This is a genomic window from Pseudomonadales bacterium, assembly GCA_041395665.1.
Lineage (GTDB): Bacteria > Pseudomonadota > Gammaproteobacteria > Pseudomonadales > UBA7239 > UBA7239.
The window spans coordinates 211,383-232,522 of record JAWLAB010000002.1; the positions used below are offsets into that span (position 1 = coordinate 211,383).

Genomic DNA, 21,140 nt, shown 5'->3' on the forward strand with positions numbered 1-21,140 from the left:
TGAAATTAATCGACAAAAAACATGAACGCAAAAAAGAAAAAATTGGGCAAAGGGTTAGACGCACTGCTCGGCGGCGCGTTAAAGAAAGCACATATCGAAGAACCCACAACAACGGAAGCTATCGCGGCAGCGATTGCTGCAGCACCTATTGTTTCTGTTGAAGACAAAAATACGCTGCGCGACGGTCAGTTAGTCAAACTACCGGTGGAGTGGTTACAGCGCGGCAAATACCAACCGCGCCGCGAAATGGATCAAGAGGCGTTAAGCGAGCTTGCCAACTCCATCAAAGCACAGGGCGTGATGCAGCCCATCGTTGTGCGCCCAACCAGCAACGCAGAAAAACCCAGCGTGCGCTACGAAATCATCGCCGGTGAACGCCGCTGGCGCGCCACGCAACTGGCTGGTTTAGATGCCATTCCTGCGGTTATTCGCGATGTCGGTGACGATGCCGCGATTGCGATGGCGTTGATCGAAAACATTCAACGCGAAAACTTAAATCCGATTGAAGAAGCCGTTGCACTGCAACGCCTGAAAGATCAATTTGAATTAACACATCAAGAAGTAGCTGATGCGGTGGGCAAATCGCGCGTCACCGTCACCAACTTATTGCGTTTGATGTCCTTGACCGACGAAGTGCGTCGCATGTTAGAGCGCGGCGATTTAGAAATGGGCCACGCGCGCGCGCTGCTAAGCCTGGACAACAACGCACAACACACAGCGGCAAAAAATGTGGTCGATAAAGGCTTGTCTGTGCGTCAGACCGAAGCACTGGTGCGCAACCTGCAACAAAAGCCCGCCGACGAAAAAAATAAAACACCAGAAACTGCCGCTGTTGATCCTGACATTCGTCGTTTACAAACCGATCTGTCTGAAAAAATTGGCGTGCCGGTGCAAGTGCTACACAACAGCAAAGGCAGCGGCAAATTGGTTTTGCGCTACAACAGCTTGGATGAATTGGACGGCATCCTCGCGCATATACGCTGAATGTTTTTTGATTTTTTGCGTTAGCTATCGCGGCATATTGCCCCTACAATTGCCGCCTTTCCGCCCGTAGCTCAGCTGGATAGAGCGCTGCCCTCCGGAGGCAGAGGTCTGGGGTTCGAATCCCTTCGGGCGGGCCATCTAACGCCCCGCATGTTTTCTAATAATCGCCAACTGCTTCCCTAACGCCTGATCAACCACGCGCGGCAACAGCGCATTGATGCGCACAAATAAAGACTCTGGCCAACCAAAAAAATATTGGCTGGGTGCGCCTTTGATAAACAAGGCCACCACTTTTTTAGCGACAATTTCTGGCGCATCCATAGCGTTGCCCAGCGCATTATTCATCGCCACAACAGGATCCGAATTCAACGCCGTGCGAGTGGCGCGCGGTGCAAAATACAAAACACGAATATCCGACTGCGCCAGCTCACGCCGCAGGGCTTCACTAAAGCCACGCAGACCAAATTTGCTGGCACAGTAGGCGGTATAACCTGGGTAGCCAATGCTGCCAAAGGTAGAGCCTATGTTCAAAATACGCGCATTAGTGTCTTTACTCAGCACCGGCAATAGTGCGCGTGTCAATAAAATGGGAGCTACCAAGTTCAAATGTATTTGTGCGTGCAACATAGTTTCTGTTTGATCTTCCAGCCAAGCAAAATGGTTAATGCCGGCGTTATTGATCAACCCGTACAAACCGTTGGGCAGAGATAAACACATTTGTATGATGCGCTGTCTATCTTCCGGCACCAATAAATCTGCTGCCACTACTTGTGCATGACCGCCATTAGCCACAATGCGCGCTCGCACACTGTCCAGTGATACTTCATCGCGCCCCACTAGCAAAACATTAGCGCCATTGCGCGCCAATTCTTCCGCAATACAGCCACCAATGCCACCGCTAGCGCCTGTAACTAAAATTGTTTTTCCTTGTAAGGCTTTCACACAAAACACTCTCTTTATTTAATGGCGCGAAACATGTCGGCGTACAGTCGAAAAATAATTTTTGCCACATGAACAATGTCGTCTTGATCTTTCTGGTCATCAATTTTATTCACGACACTTTCAAAAAAATCGATATGCTCAACATCCAAGGAACCGTGAGAATACAAATAGCTAAATGCTTGTTTTGGAAGTTGCAACGCCAGCCGAATTTTATCTGCCGCTTGGGTAGCTACATTCACGCTGGTTCCCTCCAGCACAAAAACCATCCCCAAAAAACCCACAGGATTGCGCCGCGACACAAAATCCCAGATAAAACCAATCATCAACTCTACGGGTAGCGACGGCACAGCATGGCGCACAACTTCAGCATCACCACCGCACTGTGTTATATCGTTCAATATCCATTCTTGATGCCCCACTTCTTCTTCGATGTAATGCGCCATTTTTTCGCGCAACCATTCCTTACTCTCTGGCAACTTAGCGCCCACCGCCATCAACAAGGGCAGCGTGTGCTTCACATGGTGATACGCCTGCCCAAGAAACGCGACATATTCCTCACGCGTAATTTCACCTTGCAATGCCGCAGTAATGAGCGGCGAACTGAGCAGATACTCTCTCTCCAGCACCGTTTCTTGCTGTAGGCGCAAATAAAAATTAGTGGCACTCATACACCATGCCCTCAGTGGATGCATAAAAACTGTCAATACCTGTTTTGAAATGCAGCGCAATATCATCGCGCTTATTTCTTCCGTTGCTCGTCGCCAAACCATTATTTGATGAAAAGGCTGTTGGGGTGCGCAATAGTTTTTTAACTTGCGCGTAATCCGGCAAAGCCAGATTTGTTTGATCAACTGCTTGCTGCAAAGCTACATCAGATAAATTCGGCGCATACATTACGGCGACTAAAAATGGTTTCGCCTCACCAAAAACCGCTGCCTGCAAAATACCTTCTCGGCTTAACAATTCACTTTCCACCCATTCAGGGCTGATATTTCTACCATAGCTACTGACAATAAGATTTTTGCGGCGACCAACAATGGATACAAAACCATCGCTGTCGATACTAGCGAGATCACCCGTAGGCAACCAAGCGCTGCTCTGCGTTTCCGCTTGATTGAGATAGCCTAAAAAATGGCTACCCGCCACTTCCAATTCACCCATATCATTCACGCGCACTGCCGCATGCGCCAAAGGTTTACCCACTGTATCCAACTTATCTGCTTTAGGTTGATTAAAACACACTACGGAACCGCACTCCGACAAACCGTAACCCTCGTACACAGGCAGCCCTCGCTGGCGCGCAGCGCGCAATAAATCCGATGCAACACGCGCGCCACCCACGGCGATCAATTTAAAAAAACTGAGATCGTACTGCGCCAGCAACGGCAATAAAGCTTTCAACATTTGCGGCAGAATGATGCAGCTTTCTGCGCGTTGCTCAACCGCATATCGCAAAAAGGCTGCCGCATCCCATTCACTAGAACCGCGCCAACCGACGACAGACAGCGGAGGAATCACACACTCAATTTCTGCTGCCGTTGCCGCATAAGCACCGGCAATATTTTCCAACAATACCGGCAGCGGCAGCACACACAAATGCCGCTGCACGCCCAGCTCCAACAATACTCCTGCAATGGATTGCGCAACAGTTTCTTGCGCTTGTTGTGACAAACACACGCCCTAGGCTGCCCTGTTGAACCCGATGTAAACGTAATTTTTGCCGTTCCTTGCGGCAATGCCACAACAGGCGCACGACGCTCAAGACGACACAAACCCACGGTCGACTCAGGCGGCACAAACCGTAAACCCGCATTGCCGCCACAGTGGTGCATCGGGCTGATCTGTCAGCAGCGTGCCAACTCCCGCACTCTCAAACGCCCATTGCATTTGTGACGGCGTAAAAAAATGTGGCAGCGGCACACAAACGCGCCCACTTTCTTGGCAAGAAAAATCCGCGCTTAACCACGCTACGCTATTTTCAGCGCACAAAGCCACAGCGCCGCTGCCTTCCTGCAAGGCATTTACCAGCGCAGCCTGCTCACCGCGCGGCTCAAGCCACTGCCGGCAAATTGTCATACACACCTGCCAGCGCTTGTACACAAGCAGCCGCCAACATTGGACGACGCAACAGCGCCGCATGCGCGGCAACCAGAGAAATAGCAATCACGACAGTCTCTTGCGTGTAATAACTGCCCCAAGCAAAGCGCGCAGCACCTAAACGCTCTGGCATTGCGCGCACCAAAGGCAGAAAAGGAATATCCAAGCGCGACAGTGTATTTCTCACCGCCGATGTGGTGTTGCACACACTCCACACATAGCCACGTTTGTAAATTAGCTCAGTCAGCAACGGAAACAATGCGCGCGTCACGCCGGGCACTTGCCCTGCCAAATTGCCGATCTCCAACACCTTTTCTCGCAGTGTTGGCACACCAGAATGCTGCGCAATTTCTAACTCAATCGGGCTATCCAAATAATGTTCGACAAACAACGCTTCACTGCCCGCAGGGCGCAAACCCGCCACCCCCATCAACTCCGCGCCCTGAGACAGCCCCAGCAACCACGGCATAAATACCGTTACATTTGCACCATAGTGCTGTAAAAATTCGCTGGCGACAAAATGTTCCATCGCCGAACGTTCAGCACCCAGCGCGCCTGCTATCACCACCGCAGGGAGAGCATCAACCGCTAGCCCTCTGCGCTCCAATCGCAGTGCAGATCCCATAAGATCCACCTCTCACTTATTAACTTCTATGCGTTAAGTATTCTTCTCGTGCAGTGAAAAAAATGTGAACGTGACCGCTTTCACCTAATTGAGAATAAAACTCAACAGCAACAGACAATTGGTGACTAGTTGAAGAAAACAGATAATTATTTTCGGCAGCGAACGCGCCTATCTTGATAGATTTTTATAGACAGACTTTGATGGTTTTTATCTAGACACTATCGATTTATATTGGAATTTTTATTCTCAGCCGACTCCGTAATGTCTGCAATATGGTCGGCCAGCAAAGACTGGCCGTAGGGCGTGAAGTGTGCGTCTAACCAAAGATCTGTACTGGGGAAGTAGCGACTTTTAAAAACAGAGTGTGCCACACCACGTTTACCTAACTCATCTGCTAAAGCGCGTATCGCTACTAGATTTTCACCTTGCGTATCTTGTGTCTGCAAAATAACCGCATGAAAAAACAGACCGCGCTCTTCGCAGTACCGACGAATTTCTGCCAACAGTTTTGCAGACAATATCAGCTTAGCTTTCATGCTTTGCTGTAGCACAGGCAACACTTCCGGCTGGCCATGTCTGTTAATTAACGCAATGATTGGCGGAATACTATGTGCAATAAAATTCAGGAACTGTACTTGACTAGACCAATCATTAGGCTCTGGAATTTCTGTCACAGGGATGCCCTGCTCCACAGCTTTGTATGGCACAGGCACATTCGTCAACTGCAAACCATTTTCAGAATCAACAAACACGGGTTTTTGATAAGCATACCGTTCTGTTGCGGCGTTATCGTCAAAATCGTTGAAATAAAACTCAAGGATAACACCTTGATAATGGTGCTTGGGATGCCTCTCTAAAAACTGCTGCAGGCTAAGCCACTCTTGATCAGTGCCGTAACCCGCTATTCCTAAACTGTAGAGATTTTTCTCTGGATTTTTTCTTGTAAAAACAGCGGCAGCGGTCTCATCATCTTCGACACCCCAACCCCAAGCATAAGAGTCACCAATCAACAAATAATTTTTCTTACCTTCGACATAAGATGGATATATGTTGCGATACCCTTCTGCATCGTGCTTAACCGTGACATGAAAATCCTTACTGTAATACGGCGTTGATAGATTTTTTACACCTTTCCATCCCAACAGATCGTCATACTCAAACAGATTGCTATAAAAAGCAGGTCGAATACCGCCGCCATAATCAGGGTGCGGCGCAAAAGTTCGCACCAACAACTCGGCAAGCAACAACGCCAAGACCAACCCAATGAACACGGCAATAATGTTGCTAACAACTCTCGTCATCCAGGAAAAAAATGAACGCATGTGATAGGACTCTATAAAATATTCAGGAAGTTTATCAATGGGGAATTTTGCCAAAATGGCCGCTGTTAAAATCGGTAATTGCTTGTTCAATTTCTTCACGGGTATTCATCACAAATGGGCCGTAACCGACCACCGATTCCTTGATCGGCTCTCCACTCAACCACAACAAGCGCGCAGTGGATTCTACGGTGATTTGCACGCTATTACCGACCTTATCCAGCACGGCCACCTGTGCTTCGCCGCGCAACGTTTTCCCGTCGATAATTACCACACCTTGCTAAACCTCCCACACTGTATTCCAACCCACTTGCGCGGGCAGTGTGACTTCTGCGCCCGCTTGCAAATTGATGTCCCAAACTTGCAGCGGTGAAAAAGTGTGTGCGGGACCACGCAAATTTTCATAGTCTCCGGCAATAACGCGCAACACACCAGCATTATTAGGTAACGCTGCTACAGGAATGTCGGCACTGGTAATAGCTTGATAACACGGCTTTTTCATTTTGTCTGCCGCTGGCAAGTTCACCCACAACTGCACCATATTGAACAGGCCACCTGTGCGTGCAAAAACTTCGCTGTGATATTCCTCATGCAATATGCCACCGGCTGCTGTCATCCACTGCACATCACCCGCACCAATCACACCGCCTTCTCCGGTGGAATCGCGATGCGCCACTTCACCGTGATAAACAATCGTCACTGTTTCAAAACCGCGATGCGGATGCTGCCCCACACCACGGCGCGCACTAGTAGGAGAAAAATCCATAGGCCCTGCGCGATCCAACAATAAAAACGGGCTGATTTCCGCACCAAAAGTGTTGTAGGAAAACAGTGAGCGCACAGGAAAACCATCGCCCACCCAATGTTGCGCCGGTGCATCATAAATTGCTGCTATTTTTTTCAACTCCATGTGCTTCGCTGAATTCATAAAAAACACCTCTTGGCTTTCTAAGAAACATTATGACTGCAACACATTTTTTGACATGCCGCAGAAAGTTTAGTAAAAGATACTCCAATAGTTGGCATACGTAGCACAAGCAATCTGCATTATTGCCAATTATTTACGAATCAACTTGAAGTGTATATATTCATAAAAGCTAGGAGGCATTATGAGAAAACATCGTTACAACATTCGTTTCCCTGTAACAGAATCACATAAAGTTGGGCAGGATGAAGTACAGTTTTTACTTGAAGAAAACAATCAAATCGTAAATTTACGCTTTCACGATTATGGCGAACTATATAAACGCCCAGGGCTTTATGAACAACTATTTTACGATCGACTAAAATGCTCATCACCCGACAAGGTAAGCGAAATTCTGGCCAAAGTACTAAAACAAAATAACCTAGAAATGAGCGAGTTGCGAGTCCTAGATCTAGGTGCCGGCAACGGCATGGTTGGGGAACGTCTTTTCAAGATGGGGGTTTCTCGTTTAATTGGGATAGATATTAACGCCAATGCACAAGAAGCCTGCTTCAGAGATAGACCCGGAATATACGACGCTTACTATGTTGCCGATTTGTGCAAACAAGACGCTTACTTAAAAGATGAACTATTGACATGGCAAGTTGACTGCTTGTCGTGTGTTGCAGCACTTGGATTTGGCGATATCCCTACTGAAGCGTTTATCAATGCTTACAATTTGGTTAAGCAAGGAGGATGGATTGTCTTTAATGTAAAAGAAACATTCATGCAAGAAAGTGATGATTCTGGTTTTTCAAAACTGATAAAACAACTTCTGCTTAAAGATATCTTGGAAGTTCACCATTTGGAGCGGTATCGACATCGCTTATCCATTGATGGCACGCCGTTGTATTACTATGTTTTGGCAGGAAAAAAAGAATCTGATATTGCTTTGGATACCACGCTGTCACCAGACAACACATCTACGCCACTTACATTACCAATTACAAAGCAAGGTAATGAGTCACGGCAAAATTTTTATAAGCATTGAGCCTTATAATTTTTGATCTGCTTATTAACTATATTTTTTGATACAAAAAAGCCCGCAAAATTGCGGGCTTAGAGACTTCCTTGGATTGTCTAAAACATTGAATTGGTGCCCAGGGCCGGACTCGAACCGGCACGACTTGCGCCACTACCACCTCAAGGTAGCGTGTATACCAATTTCACCACCTGGGCTAAAACTTACTTCTCCTTAGGCGCGGCTGGCGCGTCTTGAGCAGGAGCTTCTGGTGCAGCTGGCGCATCACCGGCCGGTGCAACTGCTTCAGCCGCAGGCACTTCAGCTTTCTTTTGCTCATTCGCTTGGCTGTGTTCCTCTATCGCAGCAGCTGAAGGTATACCTTCGTCGCTCGAACCCGCACCGGCTTTATTTTTCGCCAACATAGACAAACCAAAGCTAGTGACGAAAAAAATCACCACCAAAATAGCAGTAGTGTGGCTAAGAAAATTACCGCTGCCCGTGCTACCAAACAGTGTTTGCGAACCGCCGCTGCCGAAAGAAGCACCAACTTCTGCGCCTTTACCCTGTTGTAGCAAAATGAGGGCGACGATGGCGATGCTCACCAAAATATGTAATGCAATGATTAGTGGTTCCATGCTTGTTCCGCTGCGTTAATGATGGCGCAAAACTGATCAGGGTCGAGTGCTGCGCCGCCCACCAAGCCACCATCGACATCGGGCTGGGCAAAAAGAGGTCGCGCATTATCCGCTTTCACGCTGCCCCCGTAAAGCACGAGCAGTTTGTCCGCATGGCTTGGCAACTTTTCCGCCCAGCGCGCACGAATATGCGCATGAACAGCCTGTGCCTGCTCCGGTGTTGCAGTGCGTCCTGTGCCGATAGCCCACACAGGTTCATACGCAACGACTAATTGCTCTAACTCTGCTGGCTGCAAATGGTCGAGTGCCGCATTTAACTGACGAGACACCACTATTTCTGTCGCACCGCGCTCGCGCTCAGCCAAGGTCTCCCCCACACACAACACGGGAGTAATCCCAGCACTGAGCGCTTGACGAATTTTGGCAACCACATGGTCATCCATCTCACCATACAAAGCGCGACGCTCGGAGTGACCCACTAACACGAAACGACAACCCCAATCGGCCAACATAGTGGCAGACACTTCACCGGTGTACGCACCCTGCGCGTGCTCACTCAAGTTTTGCGCCCCCCACTGGATACGACCATTGGCTAATTGCTCACGACACAGTTGCAAATAAGGGAAAGGAACACACACAGCTACATTGGTGTGCGTGGCAGATTGCGTACTTTGTTGGATAGCCTGCAATAGCTCCACTGATGACGCTTGAGTGCCGTGCATTTTCCAATTACCAATTACTAACGGACGACGCGATGGGTGTGTCATAAAAAATCCTCAGGCAAGCGCTGCTTCAACAACAGCAGCTAATTCAATCGCGAGCGGTTTAACCACTTCAGCATTTGCACCTTCCACCATCACGCGCACAACAGGCTCTGTTCCAGAAGGACGCAACAGCACACGCCCCTGCCCCGCCAATTGCGTTTCTGTTTTTTGAATTGCTTCACCAATAACGGGGAAAGCATCTAAATCAAACTTTTGACAAGTGCGCACATTGATCATCACTTGTGGGAATTTGTGCATTGCTTTTTTTGCTTCGGCTAATTTTTTTCCACCGCGCTGTAAAGCCATCAACACCTGTAAAGCTGAAACAATTCCATCGCCCGTTGTGGTGACATGATTACAAACGATATGGCCTGAGTTCTCACCGCCGAGATCCCAACCATTTTGTTGCATCATCTCGATCACATAACGATCGCCAACTTTTGCACGCGCAAACGGAATACCGCGCTGTTGCAACGCCAACTCAAAACCAAAATTACTCATCAAAGTGCCGACAACACCTTTGCATTTTCCGCGCTCAAACTGATCGCAGGCAATAATGAACAGCAACTCATCGCCATCCACCACTTCGCCGTGATGATCAACGAATAACAAACGATCGCCATCACCATCAAACGCAATGCCAAGATCTGCGTTTTGTTCTAATACAGCGCGTTGCAGTTCATCGGGATGCGTAGAACCACAATTTTGATTGATGTTTAATCCATCAGGTTTTGCCGCCAACTCGATGACATCGGCGCCCAATTCACGCAACACATTGGGTGCGATGTGATAAGTTGCTCCGTTAGCACAATCCACCACAATGCGCTGTCCGCGCAAATGAAAATCAAACGGTGTAGTGCTTTTACAAAATTCAATATAACGACCTGCAGCATCCGTAATACGGCGTGCTTTGCCGAGCAGCATCGGATCAACAATCTGCATGGCTTCTTCTAATTGCGCTTCAATTTCCAACTCGATTTCATCAGGCAGCTTTCTGCCATCTGCAGAAAAAAACTTGATACCGTTATCGCCGTGTGGATTGTGTGACGCACTGATTACAATACCTGCTTGCGCGTTAAAAGTACGCGTAAGATAGGCAATCGCCGGTGTCGGCATCGGCCCCAACAAACCGACATTAACACCTGCACTGATTAAGCCCGCTTCTAATGCCGATTCAAACATATAACCAGAAATACGCGTGTCTTTGCCGATCAAAATTAATTTGCGATTATCTTCTGCATGGCGCGCAAATACTTTTCCTGCAGCCCAACCCAAACGCAACATAAAATCTGGTGTGATGGGATATTCCCCCACGCGACCACGAATACCATCCGTACCAAAAAATTGTTTTGTCATTTTATCGTCCTAATTTTTTAAGGCTGCGCTTGCACAGCGCGCCATACTTTTAACATATCCACCGTTGCCGCCACATCGTGCACACGCAAAATTTTTGCACCACGATCCAATGCCGATTGCGCCAGCGCCAATGATGCAGGCAGGCGTTCATCAATTGCTTTTCCCGTCAGTTTACCGGCTATGGATTTGCGCGACAGCCCCACCAATAGCGGATAAGGCAATCGCGTCAGCGTGTCCAGATGTTTGAGCAACACAAGATTGTGTTCCAGTGTTTTGCCAAAACCAAAACCGGGGTCGAGCAAAATATTGTGCGGTGCGATACCCGCACGCTCACACACAGCCACTCGCGCCAGCAAACTCTCGCGAACTTCTTTTACCACATCGCCGTATTGCGGATTCTCTTGCATAGTGCGCGGATCGCCCTGCATGTGCATCAAACACACAGGCAAACCTGTTTTTGCTGCTGCTTGCAATGCACCTTCGCGCTGCAGAGCGCGCACATCGTTGATCATACCCGCGCCGCGTGCAGCCGTTTCTTGCATCACTTCTGGGTTACTGGTGTCGACTGAAATCACGATATCCACTCGCCCAGCAATCGCTTCCACTACTGGCAATACGCGATCCAGTTCTTCTTGCGTGGAAACAGGCTGCGCCCCTGGCTTAGTGGATTCACCACCCACATCAATAATGCGCGCGCCATCCGCCAACATTTTTTCTGCTGCGCGCAAGCAATGATCGATCTGCTTTTTATTTTGCTGAAAAAAAACGCCGCCATCAGAAAAAGAATCGGGCGTGATATTGAGAATCCCCATCACAACAGGGCTGGATAAATCCAGCGCTCTGTTGCCGCATTGCATCTTCATGGGTGAAAAAAAGAAACGCGCAGCGGGCGATTAATGCTCGCCCGCCGGCCCACCTATTGGCGTGACATTATTAGGAGGCGTGTTGCTGGGCACATCACTGTTTGGTGTTGTCGCTTCTGCCACCACTTCCGCTTGACCGCTACCACCAGAAGTATCGTTGCTGGCACTGTTGTGCCAATCGCGCGGTGGGCGCACTGCACGACGCGCCATCAAGTCCTCCACCTGCTCACTGTCGATAGTTTCGTATTCGATCAGTGCATTTTTCATCGACTCCAAAATATCTGCATTCGTTTGCAAAATTTCTGTTGCTTGCGCGTAACAGGCGTCCAAAATATTTTTGATTTCAGTATCGATCAGTTCGGCAGTGCGCGCAGAAATATTTTTCTCGCGGAAACCTTCGCCGTCGCGTGCATCATAATCCAACGCACCCAATTTTTCTGACAAGCCATAATTCACCACCATGGAGCGCGCCACACTGGTTGCCATTTGAATATCGCTGTACGCACCCGTAGAAACACCGTCTGCGCCGTAAATCATTTCTTCCGCGATACGACCGCCGTAAGCAGTGGCGATATCACTGAGCAGTTTGCGTTTACTGGTGCTGATGCGATCGGCTTCCGGCAAAAACCAAGTAATACCCAATGCACGGCCGCGCGGAATAATCGTGACTTTGTGAATCGGGTCGTGCTCCGGCATTAAATAACCGACGATAGCGTGACCCGCTTCGTGATACGCCGTCATGGTTTTTTCTTTTTCCGACATCACCATGGATTTGCGCTCTGCACCCATCATGATTTTATCGCGCGCTTTTTCAAACTCTTCTGTCGTCACCAAGCGACGATTAGCGCGCGCAGCAAACAGCGCAGCTTCATTCACTAAGTTAGCCAGATCCGCGCCAGAAAAACCGGGCGTGCCGCGCGCCAGTACCGAAGCATCTACCGCTTCATCCAAAGGCACTTTGCGCATATGCACTTTCAAAATTTGTTCACGACCACGCACATCCGGCAGACCGACATGTACTTGACGATCAAAACGACCGGGGCGCAATAATGCGCGATCCAATACATCAGGGCGGTTAGTGGCGGCGATCACAATGACACCTTCACTGCCTTCAAAACCATCCATTTCAACCAGCAATTGGTTCAGTGTTTGTTCGCGTTCATCGTTGCCACCACCGTGACCGCCGCCGCGATGACGACCCACTGCGTCGATCTCGTCGATAAACACGATACACGGCGCTTGTTTTTTCGCTTGCTCAAACATATCGCGCACACGCGATGCGCCGACACCGACAAACATCTCCACGAAATCAGAACCAGAAATAGAAAAGAACGGTACTTTTGCTTCGCCAGCAATCGCTTTAGCCAATAAAGTTTTACCCGTGCCTGGCGGGCCCGCCATCAATACACCGCGCGGAATTTTTCCACCCAGTTTTTGAAAGCGCGAAGGATCGCGTAAAAACTCTACTAATTCACTGACATCTTCTTTCGCCTCATCGACACCGGCAACATCCGCAAAAGTGGTTTTGATTTGATCTTCCGACAACAAACGCGCTTTGCTTTTACCAAAACTCAAAGGACCGCCTTTGCCACCCATGCCGCCCTGCATTTGGCGCGTGAAAAACATGAATACGCCGATGATCAACAATACCGGCAACACGGCAAAAAATAATTGTTGCAAGAATCCTGGCTGCTCTGGCTCGCGACCTTCCACTTTGACATTGTTGCTTAACAGATCATCCATTAAATGTTGATCGAGCACATTGGGGCGCACGGTTTGAAAAGCGGAACCATCTTTCATTTCGCCATTGATTTTTAAGCCGTCGATCACCACAGAAGCAACGCGCTGTTGCTGCACTTCTTGAATAAAGCTGGAGTATTCCAGCGCGGCGGTCGGTTGCGCCGGCGTGAGGTTGCGAAAGGCAGACATCAGCACAAAAACGATGGCACCCCAAATCAGTAGCGTCTTGATTGTGTCGTTCAAAATACAGCCCTCTCAATCTTCTTTCTTTAATTACTGCAAAGTTACTGCAAATATTTATCGGCAATCAGCCCTTAAAGCCTTGTGCCAACAGATAAGTTTCTCGTGAGCGCGCACGCGATGCCTGTGGCTTGCGCGTACTCACTTTGTTGAAACGCGTTTTTAACTGCTTCAACAATTCATCAAAACCTTCGCCGTGGAATACCTTGGTGAGAAACGCGCCACCCGGCTTCAACACTTGCGCGGCCATTTCCGCCGCCAACTCCACCAAATACATGGCACGCGGCTGATCGACACCCGCCATACCGCTCATGTTGGGGGCCATATCGGAAATCACAAGATCCGCCTTGCGTTCGCCCAGCACCGCGAGAATCTCCGCTAGCACGCTCTCCTCGGTGAAATCACCGCAGATAAACTCGACACCGGCCAGCGTATCCATCGGCAAAATATCACTGGCGACCACACGCCCCTGATGCCCCACCAAATCCACCGCCACTTGCGACCATCCGCCCGGCGCAGAGCCGAGATCGACTACCGTCATGCCTGTGCGAATCAAACGGTCTTTTTCCTGAATTTCTAACAACTTAAAACTGGCACGCGAACGGTAGCCGAGCTTTTGTGCCTCTTTGACATACGGATCGTCGAAATGTTCTTTCAACCAGCGGCCGCTGCTGCGCGAGCGCGTGGATTTTTTGGCGGGCGGTTTGCCAGCCGAGGTATCGGAGGTCATGCGTTCAATCCTGTTTCAGTGGCCATGATAGCAGTTGGCTACAGCAAAACCGCTACAATGCGCGCCTCACGCTCTGGATACGCCGCCATGCCACTCGACAGCCAAACGCGCAAACAACTGAAAGCCATCGGTCATGCACTGAATCCCGTTGTCATCGTAGCGGGCAAGGGTTTGTCTGACAGCGTGCTGGAGGAAATTCGCCGCGCCCTGCACGATCACGAGTTAATTAAAGTAAAAGTGGCAGTGGGTGATCGCGAGGCAAAACAGGCTGTCATTGCTGAGATGTGTCAACGCTGCGAGTGCGAGCTGGCGCAAACCATCGGCCATATTGCGCTGATCTACAAAGCCAATCCCAATGCCAAATTGGGCATCAGCAATTTGCGGCATTTGCAATAACACCCTGAGTATCCGCGTGAGGACTGCGCTGCAACAGCTACCTTGGCACTGGCTGCCCGCCGCACTCACGCTTGTGATGATTTTGTATTGGCACATTGATGTGCCTTACCACGACCAGTGGGATTTACTGCCACTACTGCAAGCAAAAAGCGAAGGCACGCTGACATGGCAAGCCATGCTAGCGCCACACAACGGTCACATCCTGTTGCTGCCGCGCGCCATTATGTTGGTACTCGCGACACTCACACACTGGAATACGCTGGCTGAAGTGCTATTCAGCTTTGGCTGCATACTCGCCTGCTGGCACATCCTGCGCATTTTCACTACACAACTGCTGACGCGTGCGCTTTCAAAACCAGAACAGTTTTGTCTCGCGTTGCTGGTGTTTAGCTGGGCGCAAGCACAGAACTGGCTGTGGGGCTGGCAACTGCAAATTCCTCTGGCACTGCTGTGCAGTCTGTGTGGATTTGCCAGCCTCTTATTACTACGGAACTCGTTTATTGCGTTTGTTGTTGCGCTGGTTTTTGGCGTGGCGGCGAGCGTTAGCTTTGCGGGCTGTCTGCCTTATTGGATGGCGGCACTGCCTCTGCTCTGGCAACGGGAAAAAATACTGTTATTGCCGTGGCTGCTGTTCAGCGCTGTCGGTGCCGCAGCCTATCTGCAACTTTTGCATAACACTGCGCCCACTTCGTTCAATACTCTTTCAATCAATACCTTCGCACCGCTGTCACTCTTGAGTGGCAGCTTGTTGGTATTAGGCAATCTTGTGGCGCGTTATTACACATTGGTTGCGCTACTCAGCGCGCTTGTCATGCTGTTTGTTATTGTTATTGCTAGCGCTACGCATTCACAAACAAAAGCACAGCGCACGATTGCACTGTCATTACTTTTATTCAGCGTCGGCTCTGCACTGCTGATTGCCGCAACACGCGGCGGTATGGGCAGTGAACAGATGCTCGCTTCTCGTTATGGCACTCTGACCTTGCCATTGCTCGTTGTGGCTTTTGCCGCACTGCGCAGCAATACGGCATTGTGGTCAAAGGCACTCAGCGCACTGCTGCTAGTTAGTTGCATTGGCAGCAGCGTTTACAGCGTGAAAGAACTGCGCCAACTGCACAATCGTCTACAAAACGGTGCAACGGCATTGGCACTATTACAAACTAATCCAAATGATGAAACCGGTCAAAAAAAGCTTGTTGCCATCAACCCGCGCACAGATCAGCAGAAAGCACTGCAGGAAGTAAAACTGTTACAGCAATACGGTTTGAGTTTTTATCGACAGTGAAATTTTATAATAAAGAAAAAATCAGCGCATTTTGATCTTAAAATTAAACTCCGCACCTTGAATGCTATCCAAGTAGCCAGCATCTTCATCCTGCTTTTTTTTACTACCGCCAAGCCTTCTATCATCATCGTCCATGATCAATTGCGCCCCCATTTCTATACCATCATTGGGTTCTTCTTTTGGCGCAAAGAAATCTGGCATTACTTTTTTCTTTTTTTCTTCCCAGCGCGCCGTCTGATTACGATATAAATTGTCATCCGACATTCTTAATCGCAATGCGCGGCGCTGATTGCTTGCCATTTTTGCTGTCGATTCATTTTTCATCGCAGGTTTTGCTGCTGGGTGGCTTGCGCCTATTTTTTTGATTGCCTTCACAATGGCCTTTACTGGTGCCGGCTTGGTTTCAACAACAACTTTTTCTACATCAACAACCGGTGGCTGTTCTATCTCTTTTTCTTCAGGCGTAATAACAATCTCTTTCGCCTGATCGTTAACCAATGGCAGCAGCAACTTCTCTTGCGGCACTGCGCCTTCCCAATGCGGCTGCACCATGCTCTCCCATTGAAAAGCCATATCTTTTTCATATTCATTCACCGCAAACAGTAACAGCAACGACATCAATAACAATCCAAAAATTATTATTGCGCTGCGAATTACTGTGCTAGACCGCACAATCAACTACCGTATACGCTGCGGACGCCGACTAGGGGCGCTACCAGAGCGAGGCGTTTTCTTTTTACCTTCACCCACAGAAGGCTGCGGCGGAAGCCCTGTGTGCTGCGTCAGCAATTTATTGGCGCGACGACGATAAATGGCATCGGCATTTTTGATGCGTGAATCAATTTTCACCGGCTGTGTTTTAGGGATGAGATGATGAATACCGTTACCGATCAAATCCGCACGCCCCATTTTGTGCAACGCCGCGCGCAATAACGGCCAGTTATCCGGGTCGTGATAGCGTAAAAACGCTTTGTGCAATTTGCGTTGATTGATCCCTTTCGGCACCGCTACGGTTTCACTATTGGCACGAATGCGTTTCAGCGGATTTTTTCCCGTGTGATACATCGCGCTCGCCATCGCCATCGGTGAGGGAATAAATGCCTGCACTTGATCGGCTTGGAAATTATTTTTCTTCAACCACAGCGCAAGATTCATCATGTCTTCGTCGCGCGTGCCAGGATGCGCCGCCACAAAATACGGGATGAGATACTGCTCTTTGCCCGCTGCGCGTGAATATTTTTCAAACATACCTTTGAAGCGGTCATAAGTACCAATGCCCGGCTTCATCATTTTGGTCAACACACTGTCTTCCGTGTGCTCCGGCGCAATTTTCAAATAACCGCCGACATGGTGTGTGACTAATTCCTTCACATACTCTGGCGTTTCTACTGCCAAGTCATAACGCAGGCCGGAGGCGATCAGAATTTTTTTGACGCCGGGTAGCGCGCGCGCTTTGCGATACAGCTTCACCAAGGGCATTTGATTGGTGTCGAGATTGCTGCAAATACTCGGATACACGCAAGACAATCGTCGGCAGTTCTGCTCAATTTTTTCATCCTTGCAATTCAAGCGCCACATATTCGCCGTAGGGCCGCCGAGATCCGAAATCACGCCGGTAAAGCCTGGCACTTTGTCGCGAATATCTTCAATTTCTTGCAGAATAGATTCTTCCGAGCGACTTTGAATAATGCGCCCTTCGTGTTCGGTGATCGAACAAAAAGTGCAACCACCAAAACAGCCGCGCATGATATTGACAGAGAAACGGATCATTTCGTACGCAGGAAATTTCGCTTTGCCATACGCAGGATGCGGTTGTCGTGAATACGGCAGTCCAAACACACCGTCCATTTCCAATGTCGATAAAGGCAGCGGCGGCGGATTCATCCACACCATGCGATCACCGTGTTGTTGTATCACCGCGCGCGCATTGCCCGGATTAGTTTCTTTGTGAAACGCGCGCGAAGCGTGCGCGTACAGCAGCGTGTCGTTGCTGACATCGTCAAACGATGGCAAACGCACCACTTCTGCCGTGGCTGATTTTTTTTCTGCGTGTGCTTCCAGATTCACCAAGCGCACAGTTTCTGCGGCCTCCGGTTCCGTTGCATCCACTTCGCTAAAATTGGGCAGAATATTTTTTGTGATAAAAGCTGTGCCGCGAATATCTTGAATATCGCGAATGTTTTCACCGGCGGCTAAACGGTGCGCGAGTTCCACCACCTGTCTTTCGGCGTTGCCGTAAATCAACATGTCGGCTTTGCTATCAAACAAAATCGAACGGCGCACTTTTTCTGACCAATAATCAAAATGCGCCAATCTGCGCAAACTCGCTTCGATGCCGCCAATCACCAACGGCACACCGGCGTACGCTTCGCGGCAACGCTGGCTGTAAATCAATGTAGAACGATCAGGGCGAAAACCGCCTTTGCCATCGGGCGAATACGCGTCGTCCGAACGAATTTTTTTATCAGCGGTGTAACGGTTGATCATCGAATCCATGTTGCCGGCAGTGACACCAAAAAACAGATTCGGTTTACCTAAGGCTTTGAACGCATCTGCCGATTGCCAATCCGGTTGCGCGATAATGCCGACGCGAAAACCCTGCGCTTCCAGCGTGCGACCAATCACTGCCATGCCGAAGCTGGGATGATCCACATAGGCATCACCGGTGACGATGATGATGTCGCAGCTATCCCAGCCCAGCTCATCCATTTCCGCACGCGACATCGGCAGCACGGGCGCCGCGCCAAAACGCTTGGCCCAAAACGGTTTGCGACCAAATAAATCAACGGCGTTGGCGGTTTTTACAGCAGACATGGACATACCTCAGAACTCTCCGCGCATCTTATACTGCGCCCCATCACTTTGTTGCAGATTCACACCATGATTGACTCGCTTTGGCAGACCATACGCCGCGTTGCCGAACAGGAAGCCGCGCAAGAACCTGTGCTGGCGAGCTTTCTGCACAACACCGTCTTGCGCCACCAAAGCCTCTGCTCCGCCTTAGGTTTCCTTATCGCCGGCAAATTAGATTGCCAAGCCCTGCCCGCACTCACACTGATGGAAGTGTTTAGCGAAGCTTTTTGCGCAGACAGCACGATCACCGCGGTAGTGGCGCGCGATTTGGAAGCCATCACCACCCGCGACCCCGTGTGCCAATCGCCGCTGCAAGCACTATTGTTTTATAAAGGTTTTCACGCGCTGACCGCGTGGCGCGTGGCGCATTGGCTGTGGCAGCAAAACCGCAAACCGCTGGCGTACTTTTTGCAGAACCGTATCTCGGTCGCGTTTGCTGTTGATATCCACCCCGCAGCGCGCATCGGCAGCGGCGTGCTGCTCGATCATGCCACCGGCATCGTCATCGGCGAAACCGCTACCGTGGCTGACAATGTTTCCATCTTGCAGGATGTGACGCTGGGCGGTACCGGCAAAGAAACGGGCGACCGCCACCCCAAAATCGGCGCGGGCGTGTTGATCGGCCCCGGCAGTAAGATTCTCGGCAATATCCATATCGGCGCTTGCGCGCAGATTGCTGCTGGCAGCGTGATACTCAAAGATGTGCCGGAATGCGCTCTGATGGCTGGCGTGCCAGCGAAACAAATCGGCCAGAGCGATTGTGCGCAGCCGGCGCTGGAGATGCGGCAGACGCTGTAGTTGCCGATACTTTTGTTGCAGATGCTGTAGCTAGGGGCGTTCTACACGGCGATCTGTGTGCTTTTTGGCGTTCTTGATAAAGCCCGCATCGAAAGTTTTAAACGCCTCATGATCAAGGCTTAAAGCCAAATGAAATGCATCCGCAAAATCAAAACCAGCTTCGTGCCAATCAATCACCTGTGCGACAAGCCGTGCATTGTTCAGCACCACATTGGGCAGGCCACAGATACGGCGAAATGCCGTACAAATATCGGCGGGCTGCAAATCAAACGCGGCGCGTAAAACCCATTCCGCTTCGAGCAATACCGTGTCGGGAATGAAGATATTTTCAGAGGCAAACAGTTTTTGGCTGGCTTTGCTCTGCGCTGGGTTATCCGTCACCAGCAGGCGCACCAACACATTGGTATCAATGGCTATCACGCTACTTTCCTTGAATGAATTGGCTCCGCATGGATTGGGTTAACGCCGCCTGAATTTCCTCGTCCGTCTTTGGCTCAACCTTGCCGTCGAACATACCCACCACATCAGAGAGGCTGGTCGGCGCAAAAGGCGCTTTCGGCTTGAGCAATAAGCCATCGCCTGTGTCTATCGCCATCAATTCCAAGCCAGGCTCCCAGCAATGACTACTCCTAAAAGCCTTCGGGATAATCACCTGCCCCTTGCTGGAAAGTTTTGTGGTTTCCATGAGCCACCTCAAAAGTAAGATTAAGGTAAGACTATATTCTTGTGGGGGATTGGTCAAACTAAACATGATCGATAGAGGGTTTCCCAATAGCTATGCCATCAACTCCTGTAGGTCTGACTATCCATTTTTCAAATCCTGTAATAACTCCACTTTCCCTCCGTAGTTCGACAAGCCCTCCTTGCTCAAGAGCCGTCAGAATGAGTTGCGTCTGATTTTTTAGGCTTTTAGCTTCCTCTTTTAGATCGTCACCAGCTCTTTTGTAGTAGGCATATGAAACCAGCCAAGTGATTAAAGATCCAATTAATACTTCAACCATATGTATTTGCTCACTCTACAAAACAAAGAAAAACTTCCGGTAATGCTGCAACTCCACAATCGAATCGCGAATATCATCCAGCGCCAAATGTGAGCTATGTTTTTTCACGCCATCGGCAATTTCTGGTCGCCAGCGTTTGGCTAATTCTTTGATGGTGCTGACATCCAAATTGCGGTAATGAAAAAACGCTTCCAGTTGCGGCATGCCGCGCCACAAAAAACGGCGATCCTGACAGATGCTATTGCCGCACATCGGTGAAGCGCCCGCCGGCACCCACTGCGCCAAAAACGCCAGAGTCTGGCGCTCGGCTTCGGCGGTATCGAAATCGCTGGTCAGCACGCGCTTGGTCAAACCGCTGTTGCCGTGCTGGCGCGTGTTCCATTCGTCCATACCATCCATCACCGCGTGCGGCTGGCGAATCGCCAGAGAAGGGCCTTCTGCCAAAACATTGAGATCGCTATCGGTGACGATGGTGGCGATTTCAATGATGACATCGGTGTCGGGATTCAAGCCAGTCATCTCTAAATCAATCCAAATCAGATGGTTTTTATCCACAACAGGCTTTGGTTGCATCTCGCTGCTCT

Annotated in this window: 23 protein-coding genes, 2 tRNA genes and 1 pseudogene; 6 read left to right on the forward strand and 20 right to left on the reverse strand. The window is 49.7% G+C overall.

Features of this window, described 5'->3' with window-relative positions; all coding sequences use genetic code 11:
* The first annotated feature begins 21 nt into the window (after positions 1-21).
* A complete protein-coding gene (locus R3E63_03550; protein MEZ5539033.1) occupies positions 22-984 on the forward strand; it encodes a ParB/RepB/Spo0J family partition protein in 963 nt (320 codons plus the stop codon).
* A 60-nt stretch (positions 985-1,044) separates the two neighbouring features.
* Positions 1,045-1,121 (forward strand) — tRNA-Arg (locus R3E63_03555).
* A gap of 1 nt (position 1,122) precedes the next feature.
* Here R3E63_03555 and R3E63_03560 read toward each other — a convergent pair.
* The 7 genes and pseudogenes from R3E63_03560 to R3E63_03590 form a co-directional block, all read right to left on the reverse strand.
* Entirely contained in the window at positions 1,123-1,926 is an 804-nt protein-coding gene (locus tag R3E63_03560) for an SDR family oxidoreductase (protein ID MEZ5539034.1), read from the reverse strand.
* Positions 1,927-1,940: 14 nt separating this feature from the next.
* Positions 1,941-2,594: an iron-containing redox enzyme family protein gene (locus R3E63_03565; GenBank protein MEZ5539035.1), complete on the reverse strand. Its 654-nt coding sequence runs from the start codon at positions 2,592-2,594 to the stop codon at positions 1,941-1,943.
* On the reverse strand, positions 2,581-3,603 hold the full coding sequence (locus R3E63_03570) for an AMP-binding protein (GenBank protein ID MEZ5539036.1): 1,023 nt from the start codon (positions 3,601-3,603) through the stop codon (positions 2,581-2,583). The genes R3E63_03565 and R3E63_03570 overlap by 14 nt, the downstream gene beginning before the upstream one ends.
* Before the next feature lie 108 nt (positions 3,604-3,711).
* On the reverse strand, positions 3,712-4,002 hold the full coding sequence (locus R3E63_03575) for an AMP-binding protein (protein MEZ5539037.1): 291 nt from the start codon (positions 4,000-4,002) through the stop codon (positions 3,712-3,714).
* Complete coding sequence (locus tag R3E63_03580; GenBank protein MEZ5539038.1) at positions 3,977-4,648, reverse strand: thermostable hemolysin; 672 nt, start codon at positions 4,646-4,648, stop codon at positions 3,977-3,979. The genes R3E63_03575 and R3E63_03580 overlap by 26 nt, the downstream gene beginning before the upstream one ends.
* Before the next feature lie 218 nt (positions 4,649-4,866).
* Positions 4,867-5,970, reverse strand: a complete 1,104-nt coding sequence (locus R3E63_03585; GenBank protein MEZ5539039.1) for an SGNH/GDSL hydrolase family protein — start codon at positions 5,968-5,970, stop codon at positions 4,867-4,869.
* Between the two features lie 34 nt (positions 5,971-6,004).
* Positions 6,005-6,871 (reverse strand): annotated as a pseudogene (locus R3E63_03590) (pirin family protein).
* Between the two features lie 205 nt (positions 6,872-7,076).
* On the opposite strand from R3E63_03590, the gene R3E63_03595 reads away from it, so the two are divergent.
* Entirely contained in the window at positions 7,077-7,922 is an 846-nt protein-coding gene (locus tag R3E63_03595) for a methyltransferase domain-containing protein (GenBank protein MEZ5539040.1), read from the forward strand.
* Positions 7,923-8,025: 103 nt separating this feature from the next.
* On the opposite strand, the gene R3E63_03600 is transcribed toward R3E63_03595, so the two are convergent.
* The 7 genes from R3E63_03600 to rlmE form a co-directional block, all read right to left on the reverse strand.
* Positions 8,026-8,110, reverse strand: a tRNA-Leu gene (locus R3E63_03600).
* A gap of 6 nt (positions 8,111-8,116) precedes the next feature.
* Positions 8,117-8,530, reverse strand: coding sequence for a preprotein translocase subunit SecG (gene secG, locus R3E63_03605; GenBank protein MEZ5539041.1), 414 nt, complete (start codon positions 8,528-8,530; stop codon positions 8,117-8,119).
* Positions 8,518-9,297, reverse strand: coding sequence for a triose-phosphate isomerase (gene tpiA / locus R3E63_03610; GenBank protein ID MEZ5539042.1), 780 nt, complete (start codon positions 9,295-9,297; stop codon positions 8,518-8,520). The genes secG and tpiA overlap by 13 nt, the downstream gene beginning before the upstream one ends.
* 9 nt (positions 9,298-9,306) lie before the next feature.
* A complete protein-coding gene (gene glmM / locus R3E63_03615; protein MEZ5539043.1) occupies positions 9,307-10,650 on the reverse strand; it encodes a phosphoglucosamine mutase in 1,344 nt (447 codons plus the stop codon).
* A gap of 17 nt (positions 10,651-10,667) precedes the next feature.
* Entirely contained in the window at positions 10,668-11,513 is an 846-nt protein-coding gene (folP, locus tag R3E63_03620) for a dihydropteroate synthase (protein MEZ5539044.1), read from the reverse strand.
* A 30-nt stretch (positions 11,514-11,543) separates the two neighbouring features.
* Positions 11,544-13,496: an ATP-dependent zinc metalloprotease FtsH gene (gene ftsH, locus R3E63_03625; protein ID MEZ5539045.1), complete on the reverse strand. Its 1,953-nt coding sequence runs from the start codon at positions 13,494-13,496 to the stop codon at positions 11,544-11,546.
* Between the two features lie 64 nt (positions 13,497-13,560).
* A complete protein-coding gene (gene rlmE / locus R3E63_03630; protein MEZ5539046.1) occupies positions 13,561-14,223 on the reverse strand; it encodes a 23S rRNA (uridine(2552)-2'-O)-methyltransferase RlmE in 663 nt (220 codons plus the stop codon).
* A gap of 87 nt (positions 14,224-14,310) precedes the next feature.
* On the opposite strand from rlmE, the gene R3E63_03635 reads away from it, so the two are divergent.
* Both R3E63_03635 and R3E63_03640 read left to right on the forward strand, forming a co-directional pair.
* A complete protein-coding gene (locus R3E63_03635; protein MEZ5539047.1) occupies positions 14,311-14,619 on the forward strand; it encodes a YhbY family RNA-binding protein in 309 nt (102 codons plus the stop codon).
* Positions 14,620-14,635: 16 nt separating this feature from the next.
* Positions 14,636-15,904 (forward strand): hypothetical protein, encoded by a 1,269-nt coding sequence (locus R3E63_03640; protein MEZ5539048.1) that lies wholly within the window; start codon positions 14,636-14,638, stop codon positions 15,902-15,904.
* Positions 15,905-15,925: 21 nt separating this feature from the next.
* Here the strand turns inward: R3E63_03640 and R3E63_03645 are convergent, their stop codons facing one another.
* Together R3E63_03645 and R3E63_03650 are read right to left on the reverse strand one after the other, a co-directional pair.
* Entirely contained in the window at positions 15,926-16,522 is a 597-nt protein-coding gene (locus tag R3E63_03645) for a hypothetical protein (GenBank protein MEZ5539049.1), read from the reverse strand.
* Positions 16,523-16,582: 60 nt separating this feature from the next.
* On the reverse strand, positions 16,583-18,724 hold the full coding sequence (locus tag R3E63_03650) for a YgiQ family radical SAM protein (protein MEZ5539050.1): 2,142 nt from the start codon (positions 18,722-18,724) through the stop codon (positions 16,583-16,585).
* 60 nt (positions 18,725-18,784) lie between these two features.
* On the opposite strand from R3E63_03650, the gene cysE reads away from it, so the two are divergent.
* On the forward strand, positions 18,785-19,555 hold the full coding sequence (cysE, locus tag R3E63_03655; GenBank protein MEZ5539051.1) for a serine O-acetyltransferase: 771 nt from the start codon (positions 18,785-18,787) through the stop codon (positions 19,553-19,555).
* A 30-nt stretch (positions 19,556-19,585) separates the two neighbouring features.
* Here the strand turns inward: cysE and R3E63_03660 are convergent, their stop codons facing one another.
* From R3E63_03660 to orn, 4 genes are read right to left on the reverse strand one after another with little or no spacing between them, the layout of a single operon-like run.
* Positions 19,586-19,975 carry a type II toxin-antitoxin system VapC family toxin gene (locus R3E63_03660; protein ID MEZ5539052.1) on the reverse strand — a complete coding sequence of 130 codons (390 nt, stop codon included), beginning with the start codon at positions 19,973-19,975 and terminating at the stop codon, positions 19,586-19,588.
* A gap of 1 nt (position 19,976) precedes the next feature.
* Positions 19,977-20,240 carry an AbrB/MazE/SpoVT family DNA-binding domain-containing protein gene (locus tag R3E63_03665; protein MEZ5539053.1) on the reverse strand — a complete coding sequence of 88 codons (264 nt, stop codon included), beginning with the start codon at positions 20,238-20,240 and terminating at the stop codon, positions 19,977-19,979.
* Positions 20,241-20,298: 58 nt separating this feature from the next.
* On the reverse strand, positions 20,299-20,556 hold the full coding sequence (locus tag R3E63_03670) for a hypothetical protein (protein ID MEZ5539054.1): 258 nt from the start codon (positions 20,554-20,556) through the stop codon (positions 20,299-20,301).
* Positions 20,557-20,571: 15 nt separating this feature from the next.
* Positions 20,572-21,129 (reverse strand): oligoribonuclease, encoded by a 558-nt coding sequence (orn, locus tag R3E63_03675; protein MEZ5539055.1) that lies wholly within the window; start codon positions 21,127-21,129, stop codon positions 20,572-20,574.
* Between the last annotated feature and the right edge of the window lie 11 nt (positions 21,130-21,140).

Bases quoted from the DNA above. Each gene is read 5' to 3' on its own strand.
- R3E63_03635 (MEZ5539047.1), top strand. From the start codon at position 14,311: ATGCCACTCGACAGCCAAACGCGCAAACAACTGAAAGCCATCGGTCAT.
- tpiA (MEZ5539042.1), bottom strand. From the start codon at position 9,297: ATGACACACCCATCGCGTCGTCCGTTAGTAATTGGTAATTGGAAAATG.
- R3E63_03650 (MEZ5539050.1), bottom strand. From the start codon at position 18,724: ATGTCCATGTCTGCTGTAAAAACCGCCAACGCCGTTGATTTATTTGGT.
- secG (MEZ5539041.1), bottom strand. From the start codon at position 8,530: ATGGAACCACTAATCATTGCATTACATATTTTGGTGAGCATCGCCATC.
- R3E63_03595 (MEZ5539040.1), top strand. From the start codon at position 7,077: ATGAGAAAACATCGTTACAACATTCGTTTCCCTGTAACAGAATCACAT.
- R3E63_03585 (MEZ5539039.1), bottom strand. From the start codon at position 5,970: ATGCGTTCATTTTTTTCCTGGATGACGAGAGTTGTTAGCAACATTATT.
- R3E63_03575 (MEZ5539037.1), bottom strand. From the start codon at position 4,002: ATGACAATTTGCCGGCAGTGGCTTGAGCCGCGCGGTGAGCAGGCTGCG.
- rlmE (MEZ5539046.1), bottom strand. From the start codon at position 14,223: ATGACCTCCGATACCTCGGCTGGCAAACCGCCCGCCAAAAAATCCACG.
- glmM (MEZ5539043.1), bottom strand. From the start codon at position 10,650: ATGACAAAACAATTTTTTGGTACGGATGGTATTCGTGGTCGCGTGGGG.
- R3E63_03645 (MEZ5539049.1), bottom strand. From the start codon at position 16,522: ATGTCGTTGCTGTTACTGTTTGCGGTGAATGAATATGAAAAAGATATG.
- R3E63_03580 (MEZ5539038.1), bottom strand. From the start codon at position 4,648: ATGGGATCTGCACTGCGATTGGAGCGCAGAGGGCTAGCGGTTGATGCT.
- R3E63_03550 (MEZ5539033.1), top strand. From the start codon at position 22: ATGAACGCAAAAAAGAAAAAATTGGGCAAAGGGTTAGACGCACTGCTC.
- R3E63_03665 (MEZ5539053.1), bottom strand. From the start codon at position 20,240: ATGGAAACCACAAAACTTTCCAGCAAGGGGCAGGTGATTATCCCGAAG.
- folP (MEZ5539044.1), bottom strand. From the start codon at position 11,513: ATGAAGATGCAATGCGGCAACAGAGCGCTGGATTTATCCAGCCCTGTT.
- R3E63_03670 (MEZ5539054.1), bottom strand. From the start codon at position 20,556: ATGGTTGAAGTATTAATTGGATCTTTAATCACTTGGCTGGTTTCATAT.
- R3E63_03565 (MEZ5539035.1), bottom strand. From the start codon at position 2,594: ATGAGTGCCACTAATTTTTATTTGCGCCTACAGCAAGAAACGGTGCTG.
- cysE (MEZ5539051.1), top strand. From the start codon at position 18,785: ATGATTGACTCGCTTTGGCAGACCATACGCCGCGTTGCCGAACAGGAA.
- orn (MEZ5539055.1), bottom strand. From the start codon at position 21,129: ATGCAACCAAAGCCTGTTGTGGATAAAAACCATCTGATTTGGATTGAT.